General features: G+C 53.2%; 18 protein-coding genes. 11 read left to right on the top strand and 7 right to left on the bottom strand.

Translation table 11 applies throughout. The features are described from left to right. The first annotated feature begins 36 nt into the window (after positions 1-36). Complete coding sequence (locus SH528x_RS04585; RefSeq protein ID WP_442509348.1) at positions 37-390, top strand: hypothetical protein; 354 nt, start codon at positions 37-39, stop codon at positions 388-390. Here SH528x_RS04585 and SH528x_RS04580 read toward each other — a convergent pair whose 3' ends face one another. The 3 genes from SH528x_RS04580 to SH528x_RS04570 form a co-directional block, all read right to left on the bottom strand. Beyond that, positions 391-1,554 (bottom strand): diadenylate cyclase, encoded by a 1,164-nt coding sequence (locus SH528x_RS04580; RefSeq protein ID WP_442509347.1) that lies wholly within the window; start codon positions 1,552-1,554, stop codon positions 391-393. It lies immediately after the preceding gene. Positions 1,555-1,749: 195 nt separating this feature from the next. Further along, positions 1,750-2,046, bottom strand: coding sequence for a Rho termination factor N-terminal domain-containing protein (locus SH528x_RS04575; protein WP_442509346.1), 297 nt, complete (start codon positions 2,044-2,046; stop codon positions 1,750-1,752). Positions 2,047-2,189: 143 nt separating this feature from the next. After that, positions 2,190-2,357, bottom strand: coding sequence for a DUF1328 domain-containing protein (locus tag SH528x_RS04570; RefSeq protein WP_339942516.1), 168 nt, complete (start codon positions 2,355-2,357; stop codon positions 2,190-2,192). 489 nt (positions 2,358-2,846) lie between these two features. On the opposite strand from SH528x_RS04570, the gene SH528x_RS04565 reads away from it, so the two are divergent. From SH528x_RS04565 to SH528x_RS04555, 3 genes are all read left to right on the top strand, one after another. Beyond that, positions 2,847-3,068 carry a carbon storage regulator gene (locus SH528x_RS04565; protein ID WP_442509345.1) on the top strand — a complete coding sequence of 74 codons (222 nt, stop codon included), beginning with the start codon at positions 2,847-2,849 and terminating at the stop codon, positions 3,066-3,068. 103 nt (positions 3,069-3,171) lie between these two features. Beyond that, on the top strand, positions 3,172-3,729 hold the full coding sequence (locus SH528x_RS04560) for a TIGR03067 domain-containing protein (RefSeq protein ID WP_442509344.1): 558 nt from the start codon (positions 3,172-3,174) through the stop codon (positions 3,727-3,729). 305 nt (positions 3,730-4,034) lie between these two features. Further along, positions 4,035-4,526, top strand: coding sequence for a Dps family protein (locus SH528x_RS04555; RefSeq protein WP_442509343.1), 492 nt, complete (start codon positions 4,035-4,037; stop codon positions 4,524-4,526). A gap of 326 nt (positions 4,527-4,852) precedes the next feature. On the opposite strand, the gene mdoH is transcribed toward SH528x_RS04555, so the two are convergent. After that, entirely contained in the window at positions 4,853-6,904 is a 2,052-nt protein-coding gene (gene mdoH, locus SH528x_RS04550; RefSeq protein WP_442509342.1) for a glucans biosynthesis glucosyltransferase MdoH, read from the bottom strand. 229 nt (positions 6,905-7,133) lie between these two features. Further along, positions 7,134-7,592, bottom strand: coding sequence for a hypothetical protein (locus tag SH528x_RS04545; RefSeq protein WP_442509341.1), 459 nt, complete (start codon positions 7,590-7,592; stop codon positions 7,134-7,136). Between the two features lie 454 nt (positions 7,593-8,046). Here SH528x_RS04545 and SH528x_RS04540 point away from each other — a divergent pair, with 454 nt between their 5' ends. The 4 genes from SH528x_RS04540 (at position 8,047) to SH528x_RS04525 (ending at position 12,236) form a co-directional block, all read left to right on the top strand. Next, entirely contained in the window at positions 8,047-9,384 is a 1,338-nt protein-coding gene (locus SH528x_RS04540; RefSeq protein WP_442509340.1) for a glucoamylase family protein, read from the top strand. 84 nt (positions 9,385-9,468) lie between these two features. After that, positions 9,469-11,064: a glucan biosynthesis protein gene (locus tag SH528x_RS04535; RefSeq protein WP_442509339.1), complete on the top strand. Its 1,596-nt coding sequence runs from the start codon at positions 9,469-9,471 to the stop codon at positions 11,062-11,064. A 131-nt stretch (positions 11,065-11,195) separates the two neighbouring features. Beyond that, the gene (locus SH528x_RS04530) at positions 11,196-11,678 is read left to right on the top strand and encodes a hypothetical protein (RefSeq protein ID WP_442509338.1); all 483 of its coding nucleotides are present in this window, start codon (positions 11,196-11,198) and stop codon (positions 11,676-11,678) included. Between the two features lie 36 nt (positions 11,679-11,714). Further along, entirely contained in the window at positions 11,715-12,236 is a 522-nt protein-coding gene (locus SH528x_RS04525) for a hypothetical protein (protein WP_442509337.1), read from the top strand. A gap of 97 nt (positions 12,237-12,333) precedes the next feature. Here the strand turns inward: SH528x_RS04525 and SH528x_RS04520 are convergent, their stop codons facing one another. Further along, positions 12,334-13,236, bottom strand: a complete 903-nt coding sequence (locus SH528x_RS04520; RefSeq protein ID WP_442509336.1) for a diacylglycerol/lipid kinase family protein — start codon at positions 13,234-13,236, stop codon at positions 12,334-12,336. Between the two features lie 232 nt (positions 13,237-13,468). On the opposite strand from SH528x_RS04520, the gene tal reads away from it, so the two are divergent. From tal to SH528x_RS04505, 3 genes are all read left to right on the top strand, one after another. After that, positions 13,469-14,440 (top strand): transaldolase, encoded by a 972-nt coding sequence (tal, locus tag SH528x_RS04515; RefSeq protein ID WP_442509335.1) that lies wholly within the window; start codon positions 13,469-13,471, stop codon positions 14,438-14,440. 97 nt (positions 14,441-14,537) lie between these two features. Next, entirely contained in the window at positions 14,538-15,884 is a 1,347-nt protein-coding gene (locus tag SH528x_RS04510; RefSeq protein ID WP_442508123.1) for a transposase, read from the top strand. Between the two features lie 90 nt (positions 15,885-15,974). After that, positions 15,975-16,670, top strand: coding sequence for a transposase (locus tag SH528x_RS04505; protein WP_442509334.1), 696 nt, complete (start codon positions 15,975-15,977; stop codon positions 16,668-16,670). A gap of 110 nt (positions 16,671-16,780) precedes the next feature. Here the strand turns inward: SH528x_RS04505 and SH528x_RS04500 are convergent, their stop codons facing one another. Then, positions 16,781-17,704: a LysR family transcriptional regulator gene (locus tag SH528x_RS04500; protein WP_442509333.1), complete on the bottom strand. Its 924-nt coding sequence runs from the start codon at positions 17,702-17,704 to the stop codon at positions 16,781-16,783. Between the last annotated feature and the right edge of the window lie 67 nt (positions 17,705-17,771).

The raw sequence follows: 17,771 nt of genomic DNA, 5'->3' as shown, positions 1-17,771 counted from the left end.
CTTCATTGGCGAAAAATGCCGTAAGTGAATGAGGCAATGCTGACTCCCGAACAACAACAACGATTCCAAGAAGCGATCAAGCGGTTGGGGGGTGACAGTGATTTGCTTATCACCATGGCGATGCTGGTCAGCGAGGATGCTCCGCAAATGCTCAGCAATCTGGAACTTCAACTTCAAGACGGCCAATTACAGGAAGCTTCTGCCACGGGGCATAGCTTAAAAGGATTGCTTAGTACGTTTGAAACCGGATCCCCTGTCAAAGAACTTCAGCCTGTCATCGATGCAACGCGTGCTGAGAATCGCGAGCGAGCAAGTGAGCTATGGCTTGGATGCAAATCTTCCATCGAAACCTTGATCGCATCCATTTCGGAATTAGCCGTTAGCGGCTAATTACTTTTGGCGAACGACCACATTGACCCAACGAGGTACGATCTCGTTAACACTCAATTCGCTCGGAATGTTGGTCAAGGCACGCTCGGTGGACAGGCGTTTGGGGATGCCCAGTTGAACATCCTCCAGTTCGAGCGAAACAGTAATTGTCGAAACATCGAGAATCCGAAAAGCCTTGTCCGATCCCACCAACGTCACTTCGGCATAACTCGACCTTGGTTCCGCGACCACCCAATCTGCGGCCAAATTGCGATATTCGATCGGCACAATGATCGTTCGCTGCAGCGTGGCGGTTTGAAAAGCAAACATAAACCAAAGTAAAATCGCCAGTGACAGCGCCGCAAGCCTCATCAGCCAGCGGTCCCACCCCCATCCGCCCCCCGAGTCACTCGTCACCGTCTGACTAGCTAAGAATTGCTCGAGCCGCTGCGCGAGCCCAGCCGGATCAACTTCGGTCAATTCACCGTTGTGGGCGATCGTGATCGTTCCGCGTTCTTCGGAAACGACCACCACCAAGGCGTCACAACATTCCGACAACCCCAGCGCGGCGGTGTGGCGAGTTCCACTGCCTTGCACTTTCATCAGATTCGACGACAACGGCAGGTGTAGACTGAGTTGCCGAATCCGTGAGTCTTCGATCAGTACCGCTCCGTCATGCCCCGGCGATTTAGGATGAAAAATGCTCAACAACAGCGGTTCACTGATCTCGGCATCCACCATGACCCCGCCACGCATGTGCCGGGTCAGCGGTTCGCGCCCGGGAAACACAATCAACGCTCCGATCTGATCACGAGCAAGCGCTGCGACGGTTTCGACGACCGTATCAATGATGCCCGAGTCAACAGAATCACGTTTGTCCTGTCGCAACCACCGCGACGAAACAAGCCGCTCGATACCATGGCGAATATCCTGCTGAAAAATCACAATAATTGAAAAGATTACCGCAATGATTCCGTATTGGAAAACCATCGTGGTCAAGTACATTTCCAACCATCCCGCCAATACATAGAGGGCGGTGAACAGCACAATCACAACGCCCAGAGACTGAGTCGACCGATGTCGCAGCCAAACCAGACCAACATAAATCAATAGCGTCACAATACCGATGTCCAACGCATCAGCTAAACGAACCTGCTGAATCAATTCATTCAAATAGCTCGGCATCGAAGCTCACTTCGCGTAATCGCGGTTCAGATCTTTGCTCGCGTTTGCGTCTGAGGTCGAGAGCGCGATCGAGGTCGTAGCGAAAGTCGCCAAGACTTTCGGCGTTGACAATACTGACCGAAACTCTTGGCAAGTTTCGCTACTCCGAATTTGTATTTATAGCGGTGCAGCGTTATAGAAATAGACGGTAGGGAGCTAACGCTGCTTTCGGATCGCGGCAATCAAGTCTGCCTTGTTCATCTTGCTGCGACCCGAGATCCCCAAATCCGCAGCCAAATTTTGCAGTTCGTCGACTGTCCGTTCCTCGAGACGCGTATTGGGGTTCCCCGTGCCTTGAGTCGTCTTGTTCGGAGTTCGACCGTCTTGACGGCGTTGTTTATTCACCGTTCGCGCCGCAACCTCTTCGGCATTGTCTTCTGACTTGCCGCGTTCCAATTGGCTCTCTTTGATGTGATCGTACTGTCGCTTATCTTTGTCAGACCATTCAGCCATGATCGCCTCTCCCGCAAACGCCGCTTTCCATCCGACGCAAGGTCAAGCAGCACGACGGTGCCGCACCTCGCTCAACCTTGCATTAATTGAACATTGCGTCGAATCAACGGCGCAATAACGCAATGGAATGGTTGTGCCATCGATCACGCGACGGGGCCGCGTCGTCCCATCACCAAGCTGATGACGAACAACACCAAGAACACAACGAACAAAATTTTCGCGATACTCGCAGCCGTTCCAGCGACAACGCCGAAACCAAGTGCGGCCGCAATCAACGCAATGACCAAAAAAGTTAATGCCCAACCTAACATCGTAAGCTCCTTAGTTTTGAAGTGGTGAAAGTGGCGATGAATGCTTCATGCCACTGTCAAAACTGCAGACGCATTTAGTGTGCCATACCGTTACGGATCATCTAAATCCATAGAACGACGATTCAAAATTCGCAGCTAAACACGCCTCATCTGCTCGGGCACAATCCGTCGTTGCGCGAAAGCAGATCAAGTTGAGTGCTTTGGTAGCATCGTCGACAACGACCAACTGAACGTTGCTGCGTGACCAGCGAGGGATCCAAACTGATCCCGCATCAACCAGTTTGGCAGAACAACCAGGGATGACCGCATCAATCGGGACGGGTGAACTGAAAGTAAAAACCGCAAATACGTGATAAAACCTGGCAATTCGTGAAAGTGACACCGATTCCAATGTTGGGAAAACCAGTGCATGGCACGCCAAGTGCTAATTCGCTCTATCACTCAACTCTCAATGGATGACTGTGACTCAAAACCTTCAAGGATGAAATCATGTTGGTACTTAGCCGTAAATCAGGTGAATCGATTCGACTTGGCGACGACATTGTTCTGACCGTTACCAGGGCCAAGGGCAATCGCGTCCAACTCGCCATCGAGGCTCCACGCGACGTTCCTATTCGACGAGCGGAACTCGATTCAAAACCCGCAACTAACTCAGCAAAGCCAAGCGTTTCAGTAAACCGATTAAAAGACTACTTGCGGCGGTCGGCCTAAACACGGTGGCAGTTTGCTTTTCCGCGACGTGCCTTCTTGTTGCGTCAAACCGCTGCGTTTAAATAAACCTTGAAAGCACCGTTTCTTCTAAAACGAGAGAACCATGCGTTACACACTGATGATGGCTGCCGCGATTGCCTTAGGCGTCTCCTTTTCGGGAATCGCCAGTGCCGATGACAAATCCAGTGACACGGCGAATGAGAGGATGCAGGGACGATGGCAGATCGTCGATGGCGTCAACCAAGGACGTGAGCTGTCCAAACATGAACTTGACGGCAGCACCGTGTCGGTGACAGCCAACTTAATCGTGACCTACGACCGTGACCAACAACAACGGTTTCAAGCGGTCTTTACCGTCGACGATTCGCAGGACCCGATGCACATCTCCATGACTTCGGTTCCGGAGACGGCACGACCAAGTGAAGTCGCGCGGGATAAGCAGGATGGAGCCTCTGAACAAACTCAAAAGATGGCCGCACCGGGCATCATCAAATTTGATGGCAAAAACCGCTGGGTCCTGTGTTACGCACTGCCAGGTGGCGAGCGACCGACGGAATTCAAATCGCCTAAGGGGAGCAAGATAATGCTCTTCACGCTGCAAAAAGACCAAGGCGACCCCGTCCCCGGACTTGGCAAAACGATCGAAAGCGAAAAAGAGTAAAGCGGATCTCGCGAAGCAGCAGCGACAGGGCTAAGAATCGATCGCGCTAGGCTATTGGTCCACTGCGCGGTTTCCGTCCAGTCTGGTGATTCCGCATCCACCGCTCATTCGAATTATAGAAATTGGTTCGGAAAACTGGGGATTATTTGGCCGCAACCACACGGCCTCTTTGCGTGATCGTCGTCATGCTCGCTTTGGTCCAAAGTTTGCTTTGAAGTCACGGTATTCACGCAGTCGTGAATCGCCAGCGACGGGGATTGCCCCCATCAGGCGTTCCATTCAAACCACAATGACTCTAAGTAACCATGACCACTGACACTCAATCTGTCTTCAAACGTGACATTCTTAGCAACAAGAAAAACGACAAAGTTTCTGGCTTGTTGCAGCAAAACCTGGTCAATCTGATCGATCTTGCTCTACTGCTGAAGCAAGCTCACTGGAACGTAGTGGGCCCCAATTTCCGCAGCATCCATCTCCAATTGGACGAGATCATCGCAACGGTTCGCGACGCGAGTGACGAAATCGCTGAACGCATCAGCACACTGGGCGTTGTACCCGACGGGCGGGCCGACACCGTGGCTCAATCGAGCGAATTGGCCGCCTACCCCCGCGAGTTCGTCAAGGTCAGCGAGACCGTGACGTTGTCAGCCGACGCGATGAAAACGACGATCGATTCGCTGCGCAGTGCGATCGAAAAGCTCGGCGATCTCGATCCGATCAGCGAAGATATGTGTATTGGCATCTGTGCACCGCTGGAAAAACACCTCTGGATGCTGCAAGCCCAAGAAGTGGTTTAGAGTTGGTCGCGGCTGCTTCTGCTAAGCGACTAGCCTGTTGCCGTGGCTACGCTCGCCAGAGCGTGGAGTGTTGACCTACCTCCACCGTCTGGCGACGGTAGCAAAGCAATTCAATATAAGTCATTCGACATAATGATCTGAGCCGACGGCGCTAGCCGCGGGCATGTTTCCTGCAATATTGACGCCCCCCGCGGCTAGCGCAGTCGGCTCACAAAAGGACCGACGTTTCACCGGTATATACCGAACGACCTGCTTACTGTGGCAACCAAACCACCAAAAACTGCACAATGTCGATATCGTGGCGGGAGTGCAAATAAACGCCACGGTCACTTTGATTGTGACTCTAGATGCAGTGCCATCAGCGTGTCGGCATCCGCTAATAACGCCGGACGTGACTCTTCGGGTATCCCCGCCATACCGCTTGCACTCCACGCTGCTTCGATTGCTTTTCGCTGGTTGGTCGGCATCGCGATATTCGCTTCGCTGGCTAATTGAATGCGGCGATGTAGCAAAAAGAACTGGGGATCAAAAATGACTTGTTCAAACAGTGACTCGCTGAACAAGGGCGTCGCTGTAGAATGGGTCAGTGCATCCTCGTGATCCCGCTTCAGCTGACTGGGTGATGTCTCTTCAGGAATCAACAACAATCGTTGTTGACGCATTTGGGTACCAAGCCATTGGCTTCCCATCGCTACATCGATCGGAATCGACAAGATCAAACCGGCCAACAACGGCGAGAACCAAACCAGAAACGCGGGAGCGTAAAACGCTAACGCGACCGTCACCCCGATGCTGAGCACCGTAACAAAACCAAAACGTTTGGCCGCGTCACGCCATGCGACTCCCTGTTCATCACGCGTCTGCGCAGACCATTTGACGTTGGTGCCTCGCAATGTGGCCAGCACAAACCGACTGTGGTAAATCGCCATGATCGGCGACAATAACACCGACGCCACAACCTCGATCATCAAGCTGGCGACCAGCCGCAAACGGCCGCCCAGTAGTTCTGCGTTTTGCGTGCTTCGGATCGCGATCAGCAAACTCCAAAACTTGGGCAATAACAACAGCGACATTGAAACAACAAACAGGATCAGGGCTCCGGAATCGAATTGCGGCCCCCGAGGCTCGGGATCTGCAATGCGATCGAGGATCGTTCCGATCACGCACAGTACGGTGAACAGAATCCAGATCGGAGAGGCAACGTATGACATCACTCCCGAAGCAAAATGCAATCGGCTGAGTGGTCGAAACCCTTCGCTGATCAACAATTGCAGATGCTGAAGATTTCCTTGACACCATCGTTGATCACGTTGAGCATAGTCGGCGATCGTGGTTGGACATTCTTCAAAACTGCCGCCCAGATCGGTCGCCAGCTGCACTTTCCATCCGGCACGCAGCATCAGCGCGGCTTCGACGAAGTCATGACTGAGGATCTCGCCTCCGAGAGGTGCCTTGCCCGGCAGCACGGGAAGGCCGCAGTACCTCAGAAACGGCTTGATGCGAATGATCGCATTGTGCCCCCAATAGTTGCCTTCGTCGCCAGCCCACTTGGCAAAACCGGCGACAAAGATGGGGCCATACACGTGGGCGGAAAATTGTTGTAGCCGAGCGAACAGCGAATTGCGTCCCACCGGAGTCGGTGGCACTTGCAGGATCCCCAACGCGTCATCAGCTTCCATCCGCCGCACCAATTCGACCATCGTTGACGCGTCGACCAAACTATCCGCGTCCAGCACGATCATGTACCGATATCGGCTGCCCCAACGACCACAAAAGTCGGCGATATTGCCCGCTTTCCGTGCGATGTTTTTGGCCCGATGACGATAATAAACATTCACATCCTCGCCGTGCTTTTGCAACAATTCCGACCAAGCTCGCTCCTCTTGAAGCCAAATCTCGTGGTCGGTCGAATCGCTCAGAACATAAAAGTCGAACTGGCCAACGGCATCGATCGATTTGAGCGACGCAAGCATCGCTTCGATCCCTGCGAACACACGATGAGGCGACTCGTTGTAAACCGGCATCAGGATCGCCGTACGAGCCGAGAAGCGATCATCGCCCGACGGAATCGACTCGTCCGCGGACGGTGATACATCGCAGGGCGAGCGACGCCACAAACTGACAAACCCCAGCGACGCTAGCGAAAACGAAAACACAATCCAGCCAAACAGCAACGCGAAGAGCGGCAAGCTAAGCAGCTCAAACAGGTTCAGCTGGTTTCCACCTGCGATCACCCAATAATAGGTCGCGGTGGCGATCGCCGTTCCAATCAACGTCCAGACAAACACAACTCGACGAATCCATTTCGTTGTGCGTGCGGGATCGTGCGGAATCGAATTTTGAGTCGGACTTTGCATAACGGTAGCCTCGTTCATCATGTTCGGACTTTTTAAAAACAAGAAAAGGAATGGGTGCTCGCGCCGCCAACCGCGAAGCAGGTTGCTCGGTCTACGCCAGTGAAATATCGGCCATGCTGTGAGCCGACGGCACTAGCCGCGGGCCCCGACGCAATCGTTATCAAACAGTAAGGCCCGTGGCTAGCGCCGTCAGCTCAGAACATTTTGTCGAATGACTCGTTTTGAACTGCACAATGCTCAAGAGCATTCGTTAGTTCTGCTGTCCAGCGTACCGCCGACGTCCCTTCAGGATCGCCGTTCGGTTGCCGCCTAAAAGCTGCCCCACCCACCACTCCATTCGCAGTGGCGCTGCACGGCGAACGGGACTCGCGTTCCACATCGGACGATCGATCGACGCGGGGATTACCTCGCGAGTCGACTGTGATGGTGAAGGCATCCTAGTCAATTCTTCGATCGCCAATATCATCGAAGCCCGAGTGAGATCGGCCGATTGTCCTGAAGCGGATTGCGACGCGACTTGGGTCGCTGCCTGCCTCACAATTCGATCACTTTCAGCCGTTGCTCGCTCGCCTGAAACACCACACTTTTGTAAGTAGGATTTCACTTGTTGACGCGAACGATCCAGATCGGATGGATAGGTTAGAACGCTAGGCGTGCTAAACGAAGCACCCGTGTAATTATGCGAAAACGCAGTTTGCGAAACGGACATGAAATTGATCCTTGGAAAAGCAGATGAGTTGAGCGGAAACCACTCCGTCGTCCCTACGATTTCGATGTAAGTACAAACGTTGTGCCACAACATCTTCCACGCAGTCACGAAATCTTTGACCGCCTGCCGCCGGTGTGGGATTAAAGAGGCCACGCCTTTACCAAGGGGGGCGAGGTTCACATAGAAACCCTGTGCGGGAACATTTTGCCATTAACGCCGTAGGAAAGATTATTTAGCATTTCGATTGTGAAGTTTCCGTTGGCTCCGGTAATGTCATCCGAATCGTCAGAGTCACCTGACGCCCCACGGTTTGCTGCTCAATTTGCGACCAATCGGTTGCTTGGCAGTAAAGCAGACCGCCTGTGTCATAGGCTTTTGGCGTTTTCCGACGTTGCGTCATCCCGAGGCAACGAAACTCCAACCCCGCTCCCTCCCCCCCACAAACAGGCTCGCAATGAAGCGACGCACCTTTTTGGCGACGGGACTGTCGCTTTCAATGGCTCCCTCAAATTTGCTTTCAAAGGCAAATGCCGTCGAATCTCTACTCGTTTCCTCCCTTCGGCAAGAACCTGCGGCGATGGAACAAAACGACCACAGCTTTCTGCTTGATTTGCAACAACGTTGCTATCAATTTTTCGTCGACGCAGCCCATCCTAAGACGGGGTTCATTTCGGACCGCGGGGCTACCGATGGATCGTGGTTCAGTGATCACGCCAGCTCGGCGGCGTGTGGATTTGGACTAACGGCCCACAGTGTGGCCGCCCGAAACGAGTGGGTCCCTCGCGAACATGCGGCCGATCGGACTCGGCAATTGCTGCATTCGTTGCTGACGTTGGCCAGTCACAAAGAAGGATTTGTCTATCACTTCTTTGATGCCGCCAGCGGCAAGCGATCCCCAGGGGCCGAAGCCTCGTCGATCGATACAGCCTTGCTGATAACCGGTGCAATGACCGCAGCGACTACGTTTTCGGATGATTTGGAAATTGTCCACATGGCCGACGAACTTTACCGCCGAGTGGATTGGCAGTGGATGCTCGGCGCGAACGATATGCTACATATGGGATGGACGCCGGAATCGGGCATGATCTCGCATCAATGGGACAGTTTCAGTGAGCTGATCGTGCTGGTGCTGTTGGCTATTGGGGCACCGAACTCGCCCATCCCACCGCGATGCTGGCAAGCGTGGCGACGCTCGCCCGTATTGCAACATAACGGTGAAGACTTCATCAGCTATCCACCGCTGTTTGTGCACCAATATCCGATGGCGTTTTTCGATTTTCGCAACGTCCGATCTGCCAGCGGACGAAGTTATTGGGACAATTCCGTCCGAGCTCACCATGCTCAAATCGCGTTCATGACTGAACTGGGCAACCGCTATCCAGCGCAGATGCGACATTACGGCAGCGACATGTGGGGGTTGACCAGCAGCGATAGCGCCAGTGGGTATCGCGATTGGGGTGGCCCCTATGAAAACGGCCGCTGCGAACCCGACCGTGATATCGATGGCACGATTGTTCCCAGTGCTGCGGCGGGTGGATTGGCGATCGTTCCCAACGAAGCCCTCCGCACACTTCGTTATCAAAAACAGCACTTCGGCGACAAAGTCTACTCTCGCTATGGTTTCGTGAACGCCTACAACCCGGCGACTCAGTGGGTTGGCCGTGACGTGATTGGGATCGACACCGGTATCACGCTGGTGATGGCTGAAAACTTGTTGACCGGTGGCGTGTGGGACGCGTTCATGCGACATCCTGCAGCGAATCGAGCACTCAAGCTAGCCGGTTTCGCTTAGCGACACGCTAAAAGCTGAACGGCACACTTGTTGCTTCGTGATCAATCCCGCTTGGTTTACTCTTTTCACCACGGGATTCTCCTTATGTTGCGACTCTTTACAGCATTAACGCTGCTGTTTGCTTTTTTCGATGGCACCACCTCGGCTGAATCATCACGACTTCGTGTAAATCCAGTACAAAGTCAGGCAGCGAATCCAGGTAAGCAGATCAGCAGCTTTGCGGAACTAAAGACGTTGGCCGCGGCGACCGCCAAGGCAGAATTCCAGCCGCGTGCTGAACCGCCTGCGGCGCTCTCTCAAATGAGCTACGAACAATATCGCGATATCAGCTTCCGGCCCGAGAAGGCGGTGTGGTGGAAAGACGGACTTCCGTTTTGGCTCGAGACGTTTCATCGCGGCTTTGTGCAACGCGATCGCGTTTCGCTGTACACCACCGAAAAAGGGGTCACACGAGAAATCCCTTTTTCCTCAAATAACTTTCACTACCGAACGCCGATTGCGGAAAAAGTGGTTCGCGATTCGGGACACGCGGGCATCAAGATCGCAGGCCGCTTTCCAGGCCAAAGCGATGGACAAGAGATGTTGACGTTCCTCGGTTCGAGCTACTTTCGTGGGCGAAGCGCCGACACGCTCTACGGCACCTCAGCTCGCGGACTGGCAATTGATGTTGCGCTCAATCGCGACGAAGAGTTTCCGTTTTTCAAATCGTTTTGGGTCCAGAGTCCCAAGACGAGTGATGAAGAACTCTCGATCTTGGCGTTAATGGACAGCCCTTCGGCGAGTGGCGCCTACCAATTCACGCTGACACCCGGCACGACGGAAACCATTGTTGATGTCCAATGCTCGTTGCACTTTCGTTCGCTGCCGGAAAAGATCGGTTTGGCACCGCTGACCAGCATGTGGATGTGGGGCGATGGGTTGATGGGGCCGCCACTGGACAATCGTCCTGCCGTCCACGATTCAGACGGACTGCTGATTCAAACCGAGGACGAAGGATGGATATGGCGTGCGTTTGCTCGTCAAAGCTATCCTTCGGTCAGTCAGTTCCGCGTTGACAAATTGAAAGGGTTCGGTGTATTGCAGCGCAACCGAGCTTTCTATCACTTTGACGACCATAACGCTCAATACCACAAACGACCCAGCGTTTGGGTACGTCCAAAACGAGGATGGGAAAATGGCGTCGTCGAATTACTCGAATTGCCGGGAGCCCACGAAGGGATCGACAACATCGCCGCCTACTGGATTCCAGATGCAAAGCCGACGCTCGATACGCCATTGGAACTGAGTTACCAAGTTTCCTTCTTCCCCGGCGATCGCAGTGACCAAACCGAGGTTGCGCGGGCGACCTATTTTGATGTGCAGCGGCAAGACGGATTCATCGCCATGGATATCCGTTTTGCCGGAGAAGCGATTGCGACGCGAAAGAAGAAAACCGTCAACGTCGATGTTGCAACCATTCGCGGCGAAGTTGTTTCGGCATCCGCAAACCGCACCGACACAGGCGACTGGATCGCTCATCTTCTCGTGCGACCTACCGAGGATGCCCCAGTGGAACTAAGCGTCACGCTGATGGATGCCAAGCCAGGTGTAAAGCGAAAACTGTCGGAACGGTTCGTCTATCTCTGCCCCGACGGGGAACCGACGTTCAAGTATCCGCAGGTATATACGCGAAAGGAATAAGTGAATTGCGTTTGTTGGGTTAGGCACAGCAATTGCGTCGTACAGGTTGGGTACAGCGGGAATACGTGGCGTTTGGTCGACTTCCGACCCGCACGCCTCCCAGCCCAATACCAGCAACAGGGACGCAAATAATGTCAACCCATACAGCAACTTCAAATAACCGACTAACCAATTCGGAATCGAACGCACAATCCACCACCGACCCGTGGGAACAAGTTTTCACCGCGATCAACATCCGTTGGCCGCAAATCAATCAAGACGAACTAAAACAGTGCGATCGATCGGTGGATGGTTTGACCGAATTTGTCGCCTCGCGAGTGGAAACTCAGCGGGACGAAATTGAATCGGTTATCACCGAATTTGCTCCGACCAGCGAGTCGCCGCTTCGATCGTTCGTCGACCAAGCTCATCGTGCTGGAGAACAAGTCAGCAATTCGGTGCATTCTGCGGTCGAGCGGGTGCAGTACGAAATGGACGAATTGCCCGTTAAAACTTCGCTCACCAACCTTGCGATCGGCTTCGGGCTAGGCGTACTGGCCACCACGCTGTACTTCAACTCGCGTCGCCAACAAACGGCTTGGCAACAGATCCGATCCAACCGCTTGTTTCAGTAAATCAACCATTCAATCGCCCCTTAAAGGAACTCTATAATGATTGCCCTTCGATACCTTAGTCTCGCTGCCGTGGTTGCTACGATCACGTGGACCGCCGACCCCACCACGGCGGATGCTCAAATCGTTGTTCAATACGGCAACTCGGGATCTTACTACCAACGTGGATATCCGACGTACTCTCAACCGTCGTATTCGGCACAGCGTTATCCGAGTCAATCGTATAACCAGCCCTATTCGTACTCGGTCCCATCGTATAACTACCGGCAATCGACGCCTCAGTATTATGCGCCGAACCAGCGATATAGCAGTGGCTATCGCGGCAGCAATTCACTGCCGTATCAATCGTATAGCCCGACCAATAACGGAGGTTACTACAACAATGGCTCGTACTACGGAAACGGCTCGTATTACGGAAACAATGTGTACGGAAACGGCTACTACGGAACTCCGTCACAGCAGCGAGGCGCAACCATTGGCGGTGCGATCGGGGATGCCATCGGTGGACAGCGTGCGGGTAACATTGGTGCCGCGATTGGCAGTGCGATCGGCAACGATTGATGTGGGAAGGCTTCTAGCCTGTCATCCGCCAAGGCTCTCATAGCCACAACTGCCCAATCAGAATCAGGCCTGATGAAAAACCAGGCCTGATTTCGTTTTACGCCAACCCAAACTCTGGGCCAACAAACATCCGAATGGCGCCCGGGACACATTCGAACTCGACCGGTTCCTCATCCACTACTTCGCCATCGAGCGTGAATCGCATCGGCGGATCGGAGTAAAGTTTCAGCCGACGGGCTTGTCGGTAGATAACTTGTTCGCATTCGAGAAAATTGCCTAGCAGATTGCCAGCGACAATTTCTACCATGTCCATCACATCGCCGTCTTTGATCAGCACCACGTCGAGCAATCCATCGACCGGCGAGGCTGCGGGAGCCACTTCGATGCGTCCTGCGTTCGTTTTTCCATTAGCAACGAGCACGGCCCAACTATTAAAATCACCAATCCGCTGGCCATCCATTTCCGCATTGACGCGAAAGCTTTTCATATCCGCCAACACGCCGACGGCACCACGCAAATAACTGAACGCACCCCAGCGTGATTTGATGTCGTCGGTCAATTCTTCGGAAACGCGGACGCAATTGCCGCCCGCCGCGACATTAGCGTAGTAACGCTCGAATCCGCTGCCGGTGATTCGGACCACATCCATCGGAATCGGCTGGCTATCGCGGAACAACGCGACCGCCTCTTCGATTTCATCCGGAATGGCGAGCGTACCGGCAAAGTCATTGGCGGTTCCCAGCGGAATGACCGCCATACTGGGGCGGCGAGCACTGTCAATTTCCATCAACGCGTTGACGACGGCATTGACGGTGCCATCGCCGCCTGCGGCGAACACGATGTCGCACTCACATTCGAGTTCCTTTTGGATCGTTTCCCGCAGATTGACGTCACGGGTCATCTGCACCCACGTGGTCGTTGCGGACGGCAATGCCTTGCGAAGCCGTTCGACTTGCTCAGCCTTGCCAGAGCCGCGGTTCCAGAAAACGAGATTAGTCATGGTTCGCGTTTAGACACCCTAATGATTTTTCCAAGGAAACCTGTGGGTTATTCCACAGACTCTGCCCTATACCTCCGTTCCCCTACTGCATTTCTTGCGCCTGCGGATCGCATAGCCCTGATGAAACTTGGCAACATCGTTTGCATGTTTCCAAGCATGATTCTCAGGGGGCCCCCCAATCTGCTAGAATGCAAAAAACATTTCACCTCACAATCCCAATCAGGGCCGACCCATGAGTTCGTTAGATCAACTAAAAAAACACACCGTCGTGGTTGCTGACACTGGCGATATTGATGCGATCGCCAAGCACAAACCGCAAGACGCGACGACGAATCCGTCGTTGCTGTACAAAGCGGCTCAGATGCCACAATACCAATCCTTGGTCGATGAAGCGATTGCCTACGGCCAATCCAAGTCAAACAGCGAAGAAGGTCTGCTGGATGCCATCATCGACAAATTGTCGGTCACGTTCGGTTGCCGCATTTTGGAACTGATCCCAGGCCGCGTTTCGACCGAAGTCGACGCACGTCTGAGCTTCGATACCGAAGGGACGATCAACAAAGCGCGTGAACTGATCGAATTGTACAAAGAAGCAGGAATTTCGAAGGACCGCATCCTGATCAAGATGGCGAGCACATGGGAAGGCGTCCGCGCCGCGGAGCAACTCGAGAAAGAGGGCATTCACTGCAACCTGACTTTGCTGTTCGGATTCGGTCAAGCGATCGCATGTGCCGAAGCCGGGGTGACTTTGATCAGCCCGTTTGTAGGTCGCATCTACGACTGGTACAAGAACAAACGAGGTGTCGATTCGATTGCTGTGTCCGAAGATCCTGGTGTGGAATCGGTCACGACGATTTTCAACTACTACAAAAAGCACGGTTACAAGACCGAGGTAATGGGAGCGAGTTTCCGCACCAAGGAACAAGTGATGGCGCTTTGCGGCAGCGACTTGTTGACGATCTCGCCCGATTTGCTCGGCCAGCTTGCCGATATTGATGCCGACGTTCCTAAGGCATTGGACGCGGACGCGGCGGCGAAGATGGACATCGAAAAAATCGAGATGAACGAAGCGACATTCCGTTGGATGCTAAACGAAGACGCCATGGCGACTGAAAAGTTGGCCGAAGGCATCCGCGGATTCGCAGCCGACCTGGACAAATTGCGAAGCTACCTCGCCCAGCGAATGGAAACCGCCTCGGTGTAGGTTGGTGTGGGATAGGCTTCCAGCCCAGGGCTGTAAGGGTATCGCTGTGGCTTGATTGTCGTGTATTACCGTGTTTTACACTACACGGAGGTTCGCGGTGTCATCTAAAGTCTTTGATCGGTTTGTTAACAAGGCTCCATTTGCCGTCATGACAAGAGTTCTGACGCAAGATTTCATTCGAAGCGATCTTAATCGCATCTTTGATAACAATCGCGAGGCGCAGTACGACTACATCGCCTTGTTTGAGGCCATCGCAGCGACCGTAGCTGATGTGGCGCTCAATTTCAGCGACAACTTCAATCAAGCCTACAGAGAACATAAAGAAGAACTTGGCGTAACGCGTCAATCGTTCTACGCCAAAACCCGAGGCGTGGAGCCAGCCGTTAGTGAAGCAATCGTCAAGCACTCCGCAGAGCGAGCGGTGCAAGCACAAGATGCTTTGGGATTCGTTCCGTGGGAATTACTTCCTGGTTATCGCTGCTTTAGCATTGATGGCAATGTTTTGGCGAAGTCTGACAAAAGACTAAAAGTGCTTCGGGAAGTCAAAGGGGCTCCATTGCCAGGGAAGCTCGTCGCAAGATTTGATTTGCAACGACAAATTTTCGATCAAGTCTATGTCCTGCTTGACGGACACTCGCAAGAGTCGACTTGTTGCGGTCGGATCGTTGAAGATCTGGTAGCCAAAGACGTCGTGATTGCTGACCGGCATTATTGCATTGTGTCATTCTTAACTAAGATTGCTCTGGCGTGTGGCTTCTTCGCGATCCGCCAACATGGGCGTTTAAAAGGTGTTTTGCTTGGGAAACGCAAACGGATTGGTCGCATCAGCACGGGCGTAGTGTACGAGCAAGAGCTAAAGCTTTCCGCTGCGGACGACGCGATGATCGTTCGTCGGATCACTGTCGAGCTGGACAAGCCCACTCGCGATGGCGACACCGTGATTCATGTATTGACTAATCTTCCCAGCGAAGTTTCAGCCACTGACGTGGCTGAACTCTATCGCCATCGCTGGGAAGTGGAAACTGCATTCAACGTGTTGCAGATGACGCTCACTTGCGAACATTCAGGGATTGGACATCCTCAGGCAGCAGCATTACTTTTTTGCATGTCCGTCCTAGCGTTCAACCTCCGGCAGACGATTTTTGCAGTCCTGTATGCAACTCACGAGGAAGAAGAAGTTGACGAGATCAGCCACTTCCACGTCTCGAAGAACGTCTCGGACAAAACCGAGGGCATGCTGATTGCGATCACCGCTGAGGAATGGAGTGAACTGATACCAGCGTCAATGAAAGGGCTTATTTCGCTGCTCACCAAGATCGCTCGCAAGATCGACCTGAGTGAGTATCGCAAATCCCGTCGAGGTACCAAGAAGAAAAAGCCCTATCGATCACGGAACGTTGCATCGCGTCACGTTTCGACGGCGAAGCTGCTAGGATTAACCTAGCAACATACCCTTACAGCCCTGGGCTTCCAGCCTGTCATCGGTTTTATCCAACCCAACGATTCATCTTGTCATCTTTCAGGAGGCAAGACGATGAGCGAGCCAGGAATATTCCGGCGGCGCAAGCTGCCGCATATTGATGTCGAAGGCAAACCGTATTTCATTACAGGATGCCTGGCGGGAAGTCTCTCGGCCGCCGGAATGAAACGGATTCGAACGCGTCGCGAAGAGCTAGATGCACGCCCAAATCCAAACGACTTATCGGATCAAGAATGGGAGATAAAGAAGCACAAATTGGTGTTCAAGCTGGTCGACAGCTTGCTTGATGGCGATACTCCCGTTCGACACTTTGACGACGATAACGCAGCTGAAATAGTCCAAAACGCTTTTCTACATTTCGCAGACGAACGCTATCGTTTGCTGGCCTTCGTTGTGATGCCAAGCCATCACCACTGGTTGTTCTTGCCAGACGAACATTGGGCTGCGGAGCACCTGTCCGCTTCAAGTAGCAATCACACGCCACGAGAAATCATTTCGCACAGTGTCCAAAGTTTCACAGCAACCCAGTGCAATCGAGTGCTAAGAAGATCAGGAACATTTTGGCAGGGCGAGACCTTTGATCATTACGTTCGAGACGAAGCTGAAATGCTTCGCATTATTGAATACATCGAACAGAATCCGGTGGCTGCAGGTCTTGCACAGCGGCCTGCAGACTACAAATGGTCGTCTGCACGCATCCGCGTCAAACTTGGCCTACAGCAAGGCGATCCGATCCCTAAATCAGTTTAGTCATGTGGGATAGGCTTCCAGCCTGTCATTAAGCATTGCAATACGGGTTAGAAAAAGAAAAGTAGAAGAGATAATGCCGAAGACAGGCTGGAAGCCTATCCCACATTCGCCTATCCCACATTGCAGCGTTTGATGGTGTCGACGAGGCTTAGGATCGGAGGGCTTAACAGACGCCCCTTCTTCCACATGAATACAATTTGTCGTTCGCCCAAATGCCGACGCAATGACGTGACAACCAGCCTGCGGCACAATTCGCCTTTCGTACGACCAGCCAACACGCCGACTCCCAAGCCTGCACGCACACATGCGATTGTAAATCCACTGTTATCGGTTTCCGCAACAACGTTTGCCGTCAAACGTTCACGGTGCAGCGTGTGGTCCAGTGCGTCGCGACCGTGAGTTCCTGGACGAGTCACGACAAGATCATGTTTGACCAGTTCACGCAGGGTGTTGTTGGGCGAAGTCGCAAAGGGGTGCCCCTTTTTACAGATCGCCAGAAACTCGACTAAATAAGCCGGCTCAAAATGAATCAGCGGCGATGCGTTTTCGTTTTCTGGCTCTAAGGTCAATGCGAGATCGGCTTCTCCTGACAAAATCAATTCTTCGGCCACCTGGTTGTTGCCTTCTCTGAGCACCAACGGGTTGTTCCAAGTCTGGCGAAATTGCTGCAGCGGATTAGCGATCTCCTCCATCATCATTCGCACGCCAGCGACGATCGTGATTGGACGCGAATCACTCTCTTTGTCCTCGGCGAGATCAAAGGTCGAATCCAAACCGGCCAACAACTCAGTGACCTGCGCGTACAACTTTGCTGCCATCGCAGTCGCCACCACGCCGCGTCCCGACTTCTCGAACAAATCCGTTCGATACAAACGCTGCAGCGTTTGAATATGCTGCCACACTGTGGGTACCGAAAGATCCATCTCGCGAGCCGCCGCGGCGTACCCGCCCCGCTCATAAACACACTGGAACGTCTGCAATTGCTGGACGCTCAACTCACTGGCACGCGACGGGGAACCGGTGGAATGCTTCATCGCGTCAACCATTAGGTAAATATAAACGATCGTTTTGAAGTATTTTATTTTAACGAACGCCGCATTC

The organism is Novipirellula methanifontis, assembly GCF_052161655.1.
Classification (GTDB): Bacteria; Planctomycetota; Planctomycetia; order Pirellulales; family Pirellulaceae; genus Novipirellula.
Note: the sequence above shows the minus strand (reverse complement) of the source record. Positions and strands in the feature narration are given on the sequence as shown.